Source organism: Streptomyces sp. NPDC059037 (genome assembly GCF_042740015.1).
Lineage (GTDB): Bacteria > Actinomycetota > Actinomycetes > Streptomycetales > Streptomycetaceae > Streptomyces.
Genome location: NZ_JBHYIG010000330.1, coordinates 1 through 10,136 on the forward strand (window position 1 = coordinate 1; position 10,136 = coordinate 10,136).

Below are 10,136 nucleotides of genomic sequence, written 5' to 3' on the forward strand. Positions count from 1 at the left end.
GTGTTTGTGGGTCTTGGTGTTGTCTTCTTTTTTTTCAATGAGCGTTTTGTTTTTCGTGGCGCGGGGGGGGGGCGGCGCCGGGGCCTCCGCGGCGGCCCCGGCCCCGCCCGCCCCAGTGCGTCAAATCCCTTGCTGCGAACGGGCCTTGAAGGCCGCCTTCCGCGCTTCCTTCGCCACCTTCTTGTCCGGGTGCAGCCGCCCCATCGCCTCCAGGACGTCGGCGGTGGCCGGGTGCTCGACCCGCCAGGCCGCCGCGAAGAACCCGCTGTGCTGCTCGGAGAGCCCCTCGACCAGACCCTGCAGCTCGTCCGAGTTGCCCTCGGCGGCGAGCTGCGCGGCGATCGTGTCGATGGTCAGCCAGAACACCATCGCCTCGGACGGCGCGGGCACGTCCGCGGCCCCGTGCTCGGCCAGCCACACCCGGGCGAGCCCGCCGAGCTCCGCGTCGTCGAGCACCTCCCGCAGCGCCGCCTCCGCCTCCACGCCCACCAGCGAAAGCGCCTGCTGGCACCGCAGCCTGCGCAGCGGCGCGCCCTCGTCGCCACCGCGTGCCGCGGCCAGCAACTCCCGTGCCGCGCCCAGCGGTTCGTGCCGGGCCAGCCACAGCTCGATCTCGGCCTGCGCGGCCGCCTGCGGGAAGCCGGCCGTCCCGTCGAGCAGCGTGTCGGCGCCCTTGTCCGCGAGGTCACCGACCGCGGGCGCGTCGACGCCGGCCTCCAGCATCCGCGCCCGCACTCCGTACAGGCCGAGCGGCGTAAGGCGGACGAGGCCGTACCGGGACACGTCCTCGTCGTCGTCCGGCAGCGGCGCCTCCGCCTCGTCGATGTCGACCATCAGCGCCTCGTCGACCGGCTGGTACTCGACGAGCCCAAGGGGCTCGAAGAGCCGGAACTGGTCGTCGAGCTTCATCATCGCGTCCGACACCTGCTCCAGGACGTCGTCCGTGGGCTCCCCCATGTCGTCGGGCACGATCATCGAGGCGGCGAGCGCGGGCAGCGGCACCGGCCCTTCGTTCCCGGCGGCGTCGCTGACGGTCAGCAGATACAGATTGCCGAGCACACCGTCGAGGAAGTCCGCCTCGGCCTGCGGGTCCCAGCCGAGCTCGTCGAAGTCGACCTCGCCGTTCTCCTCCAGGACGTCGAGGAGGTTGTCCATGTCGGGCACGGTCGCGTCCCCGTACACCGTGTCCAGGGCGCCGAGCCAGACCCCGAGGACGTCCTGCGGGCTGCCGGACGTCAGCGCGGCGAGGTCCTCGCCCACGGTCACCGTGCCGAGCGCCCCCTCCCCTTCCTCCTCGTCGCCGTCCGTGACCTCCACCAGGCCCGTGTCGACCGCCACCCGCCAGGCCTCACTGGCGTACGCGGCGGAGTCCGGGTCGTCCGTGTCCAGGCCCAGCTCCGCGGCGGCGGCCGGCAGCTGCTCGTCGACGAGTTCGCCGCCCGCCCCGACCCGTGTGCCGGGGCCCGCCCAGCGGGCGAGCCGCGCGGCGCGGGACAGCAGCGGTGTGGCGAGCGCGGCCCGCGCGAGTTCCGCTTCGGGGTGCAGCAGCACCGGCGGCAGGGTGGCGGGACTTACGGACATCGGCTGGTTCTCCTCCGAGACAAAGCAAACGGTTCGACTGAACAGAAGCCTAGACGGATATGAACCCATGCCGCCCGCCCGTCTCCCTCCGCCACCCTCAACCGAGTGCCCTTCGGGCCCGCCCCTTTTGATAGTTCATGTCCCTGTCAGAAGACATACACGGCGAGAACACCCGCCGAACCTTGACAACTCCCCTGGCCACACAAGAGATTGACGCGCGTAGAGTCCCGGGCGCCCGCCGGCCCGGTGCTGCGTACGTTCCCTCACCCACCCGGAGTCCCCACATGCCGCTCATACCCGGTGCCACCCGGCCCACCGTGAGATCCGCCGCGATCGCCACCGTCGTCGCCACCGCGCTGGCCGCCGGTCTGCTCGCCGCGAGCTCGTCCGCCGCCTCCGCCGACGAGGTCCGCGTCCACGACATCCAGGGCACCACCCGTCTCTCGCCCCTGAACGGCCGGCAGGTCACGGACGTGACGGGCATCGTCACGGGCGTGCGCTCCTACGGCTCCAAGGGCTTCTGGATCCAGGACCCGAAGACCGACTCGGACGCCGCGACCAGCGAGGGCGTCTTCGTCTACACGGGGTCGGCGGCCCTGACGGTGAAGACCGGCGACGCCGTCCGCGTCTCCGGCACGGTCGCCGAGTACGTGCCCGGCGGCGCCGCGTCCGGCAACCAGTCCCTGACCCAGCTCACCAAGCCGACGGTGACCGTCGAATCGTCCGGCAACACGCTGCCCGCGCCGGTCACGGTGGACGCCAGGAAGGTGCCGTCCGCGTACGCGCCCGACGGCGACCCGGCGGACGGCTCCAGCATCAACGCGCTGCCGCTGAAGCCCCGCTCGTACGCCCTCGATCTGTACGAGTCCCTGGAGGGCATGAACGTACGCGTCGGCACCTCGCGCGTGGTCGGCGCCACCGATCCCTACAACGAGCTGTGGATCACCGTGAAGCCGCGCGAGAACGCGGACCGGCGGGGCGGCACCGTCTACGGCTCCTACACGGCGCAGAACACCGGGCGGCTGCAGATCCAGCAGCTCGCGCCGGTCTCCGAGCAGCCGTTCCCGAAGGCGAACGTCGGCGACGTGCTGTCCGGTGGCGCCGAAGGGCCCCTGGACTTCAACCAGTTCGGCGGCTACACCCTGACGGCGCGCACCCTCGGCAAGGTCACCGACAAGGGACTCGTACGCGAGAAGACACGGCGCCAGGCCAAGGGTGAACTGGCCGTGGCGACGTACAACGTGGAGAACCTCGACCCGACCGACCCGCAGAAGAAGTTCGACGCGCTCGCGGGCGCCGTCGTCTCGAACCTCGCATCGCCCGACATCCTCGCCCTGGAGGAGATCCAGGACGACAACGGCGCCAAGAACGACGGGACCGTCTCGGCGGAGGCGACCCTGAAAAAGTTCACGGACGCGATCGTCGCCGCGGGCGGGCCCCGCTACGAGTGGCGGTCCATCGCCCCGGAGAACAACAAGGACGGCGGGGAGCCGGGCGGCAACATCCGTCAGGTGTTCCTCTTCAACCCGGAGCGGGTGTCCTTCACCGACCGGGGCGAAGGGAACGCGACGACCGCCACGGACGTCGTCGCCTCCTCCTCGGGCGGACGGGCCGAGCTGACCCTCTCGCCCGGTCGCATCGACCCCGCGAACTCCGCCTGGGCGGACAGCCGCAAGCCGCTGGCCGGCGAGTTCAGTTTCCGGGGGCGGACCGTGTTCGTGGTCGCCAATCACTTCGGCTCGAAGGGCGGCGACGAGGGCCTCACGTCGCACCATCAGCCGCCGGTGCGCTCGTCGGAGGAGAAGCGGGTGCGGCAGGCGCAGGCCGTGAACTCCTTCGTGCGGGACGTACGGAAGGTGCACAAGAGCGCGGACGTGGTCGTGCTCGGGGATGTGAACGACTTCGAGTTCTCCCGGACGACGAAGGCCCTGGAGTCGGGCGGCGCGCTGAAGTCGGCCGTCAAGTCCCTTCCCCGGTCCGAGCGTTACTCGTACGTGTACCAGGGGAACTCGCAGGTCCTCGACCAGATCCTGACCAGTCCCGGGGTGGGGGGTGCCGGGGACTTCGCGTACGACAGCGTGCACATCAACGCGGAGTTCGCCGAGCAGAACAGTGACCACGACCCGCAGGTGCTGAGGTTCCGCCCGTAGGCTCCGGGCGGCTGGACGGGCTCTCCTAGGCGTACAGCCTGTCCAGCCAGTCCCGCCAGGCCAGTTCGGTGCCCTTGGGGTCGGTGTGCGTCGCGAAGTCGTGGACGCTGACGGCCACGGGGGCGCCGAAGCGGTTGCGCCCGAAGAAGCGGTACAGCGCGGTGTCCGTGCGCAGGCCGATGAAGTACGACGTCCGGAAGTCGACCACCGCGTCGAGCGGGCCGCCTGGCGCGTCCACGCGTACGCGGGCGCCCTCCCGGGCGTCGTCGGGCAGGCCCAGATGGCGGCCCAGCTCGATGAAGGCGTCCGGGGTCTTGGCGGACGGCGGGCCCTCCAGGGTGGTGAAGGCGGCGGGGCGGCCCGTGAAGTGGGTCAGGTACTGGCGCAGGGTGTGCAGATAGAAGTCGGTGTGCTTGCTCGCCCCGTCGTACTGGTTGGCCCAGTCGTCGGTGAAGGCACCGCTGTGTACGTAGCGGACCCAGGAGCGGCGGCCGCCGTCGCGGGGCTCGATGGTCTGGTCGAGCTGATGGAGGACCTGGCCGTCCGGCAGACCTTCCGGATCCTCCACGCGTCCGGTGAGGCGGTGCGGGGGATCCCAGCGGGTGACGGTGCCGCCGAAGGGGGCGGCACCGCCTTCGCGAGGTTCGTACCGCATGGGCCACAGCCAGCCGCCGGTGCCGGTGGTGAGCGCGTCCCAGACCTCCACGGGCGAGGCATCGACCTCAAACTCCCGCACGATCTCGAACTCCTTGCCACTGCTGGTCATAACGGCCACTCCCTCGTGATCGTGGTACTCCCCTACCGCCGTCCGGGCTGTGCCCACAGCTGCCGGGCAAGCGATGCACGAGGCGCCAGCCTCACGGCGCCCGCTCCGGCACAACCACCGGCCCAAGAGCCGGCCGCTTGGCCTCCCTCCCGTCCCCAGTGGAACGCCCCCGCACCCGCCGCCAGGCCCACGGCCCCATGAACCCCGCAAACCACCGCGCCTCCACCACCGCCGCCCGCAGCGGCGAAACCGCCGGAGGCGCCGGCAGCGGCCGCAGCCAGTCCTCGTGCCCCGGGATGCCGAGCGCGTCGGCCATGCCGGCGGCGATCCGCGCATGCCCCAGCGGACTGGCATGCAGCCGGTCGGCACACCACAGCCGGGGGTCGGTGGTGATCCGGTGCGGGAACGTGTCGAAGACGACGACGCCATGGCGGTCCGCGGCCGCCCTGATCCGGGCGTTCAGATCGAGCACCCGCGGCATCGCCCGGCGCGCGAGCGGCGAGATCCGCCCGATGTCCGGGAACGTCACCGTGGCCACCCGCGCCCCCGCCGCGGTGAGCTCGGTGAACATGTCCTCGATGTCGCGGGCCACCCCCGCGGCGTCGAAGCCGGGCCGCACCAGGTCGTTCATGCCCGCCATGACCGTGACCAGGTCCGGCTTGAGGGCCAGCGCGGGGGCAAGCTGCTCCGCCTTGATGCCCGCGGTCAGCCTGCCCCGCACGGCGAGGTTGGCGTACCCGATGTCAGGGTTGGCATCGGCGAGCAGCTCGGCGAGGCGGTCGGCCCAGCCGCGGTAGCCGTGGACCTCGTCGCCGTCTCCGATCCCTTCCGTCTGGCTGTCGCCCATCGCGACATAGCGCGCGTACGGATGTGTGCTCATGGCCTGAGCCTCCTCTGACGGGCGAGGGTCGTCAACGCGGTCGCGGGGGCGGCCCGTCGGCGCGGGTCACAGAAGGTGGCCGCCGCCGTCCACCAGCAGGACCTCGCCGGTGATGTACGAGGCGTTGGCCAGGTCGAAGACCGCGTCCGCGATGTCCTGCGGCCTGCCCACGCGGCGCAGCGGAAGCCTGGCCGCCGTCTCCTCCATCGCGGACTCGATGCCCTCGACCCCGTCGAACCACGGGGTGTCGATCATTCCCGGCGCGACCGCGTTGACCCGTACGTCCGGGCCGAGGGTCTTGGCCAGGAGCTTCGTCATGTGGTTCACGGCGGCCTTGCTGACGGAGTACGGGATGGAGCTGCCGCCGGGGCGTACCCCCGCCTGCGAGGAGATCGTGACGACGCTGCCCGCGCCGCTCGCCCGCAGGTGCGGGACGGCCGCCGTGATCGTCTGCCATACGCCGATGACGTTGATGTCGTAGAGCTCGCGCCAGACCTGGGGGTTCGCGGACTCGAAGTCGTCGTGGGCGATGAAGCGGGTCGCGCCCGCGCAGTTGACGAGGATGTCCAGGCGTCCGTAGGTGTCGACCGCCGTCCGGACCAGGCGTGCGGCGTCGGCCTCGTCGGCGACGTTCGCCCGGACGTAGACGGCATCGGGGAGTTCGGCGGCCAGTTTCTCGCCGGCCTCGACCGAGTTGGCGGAGTTGACCACGACGCGGATGCCCGCCGCGGCGAGACGGCGGGCCACCTCCGCGCCGATGCCCGATGACGACCCCGTCACCAGGGCGACGCGCTTGTCCTGTGCCTGTGCCTGTGCCTGCGTCCGGTTGTCGTTGTTGTTGCTCATCAAGCCTCATGTCTTGTCATGTCGGCCTGTCACGCCCCGCGCCGATCATGCCAGACGGTGCGCGCTAGTTCCGTTCACCCTTCGCCAGTCGCGCCAACTCCCCCTGGAACACGTCGAGTCGGGCCTGCAGCAGAGCCGCCTCCGCGAGGAGCTCGGGCACTCCCAAGCCCCGCGGAGGCACCCCGGACCCGGGACGCGCCCCCAGGACCGTGAGCCCCTCCCCGGCGATCCGCGCGAACTCCGCCAGCCGCAGCGCCGTACGCCTGCCCGCGCACCCCCCGCACGCGCTCTCTAGCACCTGCCATCCGGGCCTGCCCCACCCGGCGTCCACGAGCAGCGAGGCCCGCGCCCCGCAGCCGCAGGGCCGCACCGTCGCCGTGCGCACCCGCTGCCGCGCATACCGGAAGCCGCGCTCGAAGCGGATGTACGCGCCGAGCACCGTCACTTCGAGCAGCGCCGCCCTGCGATGTTCGGCGATGCAGAGGAACGCCTCGGCCGCGGCGCGTTCGTGGACGCAGTGGAAGCCGCAGTCGCAGCGGCGGTGCGGGGCCTCGTGCCGTCTGCCGTAGACGCAGTGCGCCTCGTCGAGCACCGCGTAGGGCAGGGCGGCGCCCAGGGAGACACCGGTGAACCCGGCCCGGGTGCCGTCCTGGGAAAGCACCGGGTGGGCGATCTTGTATCCGGTCGGCGGCTCCTTCGGGCGTTCCTCGGGGAGCCGCAGCCTCATCGGGTAGCCGGCACCTCGACCGCCGCCTGGATCTCTTCGACCCGTTCGGGATCGAGCACCGCGTCCTCGATCCGCTCTTCGCCCCGCTCTTCGACCCGCTCTTCGGTCGGCTCTTCGATCGACTGCTCTTCGGCGATACCGGTGGCGAGTGCCTTGCCCAGCCTCATGACGCCTCCTGTGCCCGGCCCTGCGGCCGTCCGTCGACTACCGTCCCGCCATGGTGGCCCATACGGGGGCGAGTTGGCACTAGTGCCCGCCGGGTTCGGCGTCCACTTCGTAGCGTTCCTGCCCCGTATCTCGTAGCAGAATTAAGTGGAGCTTCACGGCTGTCGTGCCGACACTGCCCCTATGACCTCACCCTCATCGGCTCCTGTCTTCGGCCGCGCTCTCTGCGCGATGGTCACGCCCTTCACGGACGACGGTCTGCTCGACCTCGACGGCGCGCAGCGGCTCGCCGCGCGTCTGGTGGACGGCGGCTGCGACGGGCTCGTGCTGTCCGGCACCACCGGCGAGTCCCCCACCACATCCGACGGCGAGAAGTCCGCGCTCGTACGGGCCGTCGCCGAGGCCGTCGGCGACCGGGCCACGGTCGTCGCCGGCGTCGGCAGCTTCGCCACGCGGCACACCGTCGAGCTGGCGCTGCAGGCCGAGAAGGCGGGCGCGGACGGCCTGTTGGTGGTCACCCCGTACTACAGCAAGCCGCCGCAGGCCGCGGTCGAGGCGCACTTCCGCGAGGTCGCCGACGCCTCGGGGCTGCCGCTCGCGCTGTACGACATCCCGGGCCGCACCGGGACGCGGATCGAGCCGGAGACGATGCTGCGGCTGGCCGAGCATCCCCGGATCGTCGCCGTGAAGGACTGCGCGTACGACCTGATGGGCACTCAGAAGGTGCTCGCCCGCACGGACTTGGCGTACTACACGGGCTGCGACGAGTACATCCTGGCGATGTACGCGATCGGCGGCGCCGGATACATCAGCACGGTGGCCAACGCCGTGCCGCGCCAACTCCGGGCGATCATCGACGCGTTCGACGCGGGAGACACGACCGAGGCTCAGCGGCTTCAGCAACGAGCCATGGAGCTCATCGAGTTGATGATGGGCGCGGGCCTGCCCGGCACGGTGACCTCCAAGGCGGTCCTCGGCGCGCTCGGTCTGCCCGGCGGTCCGGTGCGGGCACCGCTGCTGCCCGCCGGCCGCGAGGCGACCGACGGGCTGATGACGGCGTACGAGGCGCTGCGCTAGCTCCGCCGAGGGTCAGCGGGCGGCGAACATCGGCGTCCAGCGGCCCGGATAGTCGTCCGACGCCTTGCGGAAGTCGCTGAGCGGCACGACCTTCTTGCTGTCGACGGTGACCAGCACGAGCTGGTTGCGGAACTCGCCCTTCCCGCTGCACTTCTTCGGGTCGCAGCCCCACGCGATCAACCGCTTGTTGTCGGCCCAGGCGAGCTGCTGCTGCCCCGGCACCGTGGTGATCTTCTTGCCGGTCCTCGGGTCGAGGACCGGTGAGCCCTTGTCGTTGCCGTCGCTCGCGAGCAGCTTCCCGTCGGGCGAAAGACCGGCTTCGGGCCAGCCCGCGTACCGCTCGGCGGCGGGCGCCTTCGTCTTCTTGCCCTCCGGCGTGTACCAGGCGCGGTTCTCGCCGTCGGGGCCCATGGCCAGCTGGACGTAGAGCAGCTTGCCGTCATGGCTCCAGCGCAGGTCCTCGCGCGGGTTGCCGTCGAAGAAGCCGAACTCGCCGGCGGCCTTCTGCGGCAGCTCGCGGAACGGGCCCACCTCGCCGGACGGGGCGTCGACGACGAAGAATCCGGTGCGGCTGCCGTGCCGCTGGGGCGGGTTCTTGGGGTGGTCGTCGGGCAGGTCGATCAGCCGGTCGGGGTTCTTGGCGTACGCGGTGGCGACCAGCTCACCGCCGTCGGGGGACCAACTGACCCCCGCCACCGGGTGGTTCACCGGGATCCAGCGCTCGACCTTGCCGGTGATCAGGTCGAGGATCCCGATGCGCCGGGCGGGCAGTTCGCCCTCCAGGACCGCGGCGGTGCGCATGCCCGGCGCGACATCGATCCAGGCCCACTTCTTGGAGGCCTTCTTGTACGTCCCCGTCTTCTGGTCGAGCAGGCCGTACGTACGGGTGGTGAGCTTGTCGCCGCCCGGCTGCTCCGTCGTCCGGGTGGTGTAGAACGCGGCGAGCGCGGTGCTCCCCGCGGCGATCAGGTCGCGGGGCGGCGACTGGTCGGGGTGGGCGACGACGTCGCCGGTCTGTGCGTCGCTCGCCGGGCGGACGTCCTCGCCGCCCCCGTCGAGCGCGGGCACGGCCACCGCGGCCGCGACCGCCGCAGCCGTGGCGACCGCGAGGCCCGCGAAGGTGCGGGTCCTGCGGCGGCGCCTGAGCGCGAGGACCCGGTCGGCGAGACCCTCCGAGGGCCGCACACCGTCGCCCGCCTGCTCCCGGAGCGACTCGCGCACCACTTCTTCCACGTTCACTGCTGTACCTCCACGGACGACACGGGCGAGTAGTCGGGGGACGGTGGCCGGCCGGTGCCGGGGTCAGGACCGTCGAGCGCCGCCAGTTCCGGCGCGAGGCCTCGCAGCTTGGCGAGCGAGCGGTGCGTCGTGCTGCGCACGGTGCCGACCGAGCAGCCGAGCAGCCGGGCGACATCCGCCTCCGGCAGGTCCTCGAAGTAGCGCAGGACCAGCACGGTGCGCTGCCGCGTGGTGAGCCGGGCCAGCGCGGCCCGCATCACGATGCGCAGCTCGGCGGCGCCTGCGGCGTCCCCCACGGCGCTCTCCGGCGGCTCGGCGACGGCCAGTTCGCGCCGCGGCCACTTCAGCCGCCAGCGGCTGACCTGCTGCCGGTAGAGGATCTGCCGTACGTACGCCTCGGGATCGTCGATCCGATGCCACCGGCCCGCGGCCTTGACCAGCGCGTTCTGCAGCAGGTCCTCGGCCGCGTGCCGGTCGCCGCCGCTGAGCAGCACGGCGGTCCTCAGAAGTGCGCTCGACCTGTTGTCCACGAACTCCCGGAAGCTTTCCTGGCCTTCGGCATCCATCGCCACCTTCTCGTCTCCTGCGTTCCGACGGGCCCCACTGCCCCTCTGCCCGTGATGACGCGCGCGGCGCCGCCCCGCTATGCCTCGCCTGTGCATCTGCCCTGCCCCTACATACGCGTGGGGGGGGGGGGGGGGCGGC

The 10,136-nt window shown here is 71.7% G+C and carries 10 protein-coding genes; 2 read left to right on the forward strand and 8 right to left on the reverse strand.

Annotation, left to right across the window (positions count from 1 at the left end; all coding sequences use genetic code 11):
• Positions 1-120: 120 nt before the first annotated feature.
• Positions 121-1,581: a hypothetical protein gene (locus ACFWY6_RS40070; RefSeq protein WP_384701215.1), complete on the reverse strand. Its 1,461-nt coding sequence runs from the start codon at positions 1,579-1,581 to the stop codon at positions 121-123.
• Between the two features lie 284 nt (positions 1,582-1,865).
• On the opposite strand from ACFWY6_RS40070, the gene ACFWY6_RS40075 reads away from it, so the two are divergent.
• Positions 1,866-3,731, forward strand: a complete 1,866-nt coding sequence (locus ACFWY6_RS40075) for an endonuclease/exonuclease/phosphatase family protein (protein ID WP_384701218.1) — start codon at positions 1,866-1,868, stop codon at positions 3,729-3,731.
• A gap of 25 nt (positions 3,732-3,756) precedes the next feature.
• On the opposite strand, the gene ACFWY6_RS40080 is transcribed toward ACFWY6_RS40075, so the two are convergent.
• The 5 genes from ACFWY6_RS40080 to ACFWY6_RS40100 all read right to left on the reverse strand — a co-directional run bounded on the left by ACFWY6_RS40080 (position 3,757) and on the right by ACFWY6_RS40100 (position 7,117).
• A complete protein-coding gene (locus ACFWY6_RS40080) occupies positions 3,757-4,497 on the reverse strand; it encodes an SRPBCC domain-containing protein (RefSeq protein WP_384701220.1) in 741 nt (246 codons plus the stop codon).
• 91 nt (positions 4,498-4,588) lie between these two features.
• Positions 4,589-5,377, reverse strand: a complete 789-nt coding sequence (locus ACFWY6_RS40085; RefSeq protein WP_384701224.1) for an SGNH/GDSL hydrolase family protein — start codon at positions 5,375-5,377, stop codon at positions 4,589-4,591.
• A 66-nt stretch (positions 5,378-5,443) separates the two neighbouring features.
• The gene (locus ACFWY6_RS40090; protein ID WP_384701226.1) at positions 5,444-6,223 is read right to left on the reverse strand and encodes an SDR family NAD(P)-dependent oxidoreductase; all 780 of its coding nucleotides are present in this window, start codon (positions 6,221-6,223) and stop codon (positions 5,444-5,446) included.
• 64 nt (positions 6,224-6,287) lie between these two features.
• Positions 6,288-6,950: a hypothetical protein gene (locus tag ACFWY6_RS40095; protein WP_384701229.1), complete on the reverse strand. Its 663-nt coding sequence runs from the start codon at positions 6,948-6,950 to the stop codon at positions 6,288-6,290.
• Positions 6,947-7,117, reverse strand: coding sequence for a hypothetical protein (locus ACFWY6_RS40100; RefSeq protein WP_384701232.1), 171 nt, complete (start codon positions 7,115-7,117; stop codon positions 6,947-6,949). Before ACFWY6_RS40100 ends, ACFWY6_RS40095 begins: the two co-directional genes overlap by 4 nt.
• Before the next feature lie 181 nt (positions 7,118-7,298).
• Here ACFWY6_RS40100 and dapA point away from each other — a divergent pair, with 181 nt between their 5' ends.
• A complete protein-coding gene (dapA, locus tag ACFWY6_RS40105) occupies positions 7,299-8,192 on the forward strand; it encodes a 4-hydroxy-tetrahydrodipicolinate synthase (RefSeq protein WP_360763656.1) in 894 nt (297 codons plus the stop codon).
• 12 nt (positions 8,193-8,204) lie between these two features.
• On the opposite strand, the gene ACFWY6_RS40110 is transcribed toward dapA, so the two are convergent.
• Together ACFWY6_RS40110 and ACFWY6_RS40115 are read right to left on the reverse strand one after the other, a co-directional pair.
• Complete coding sequence (locus ACFWY6_RS40110; protein WP_384701235.1) at positions 8,205-9,431, reverse strand: WD40 repeat domain-containing protein; 1,227 nt, start codon at positions 9,429-9,431, stop codon at positions 8,205-8,207.
• Entirely contained in the window at positions 9,428-9,997 is a 570-nt protein-coding gene (locus tag ACFWY6_RS40115; RefSeq protein ID WP_384701238.1) for a SigE family RNA polymerase sigma factor, read from the reverse strand. The genes ACFWY6_RS40110 and ACFWY6_RS40115 overlap by 4 nt, the downstream gene beginning before the upstream one ends.
• Positions 9,998-10,136 lie beyond the last annotated feature (139 nt).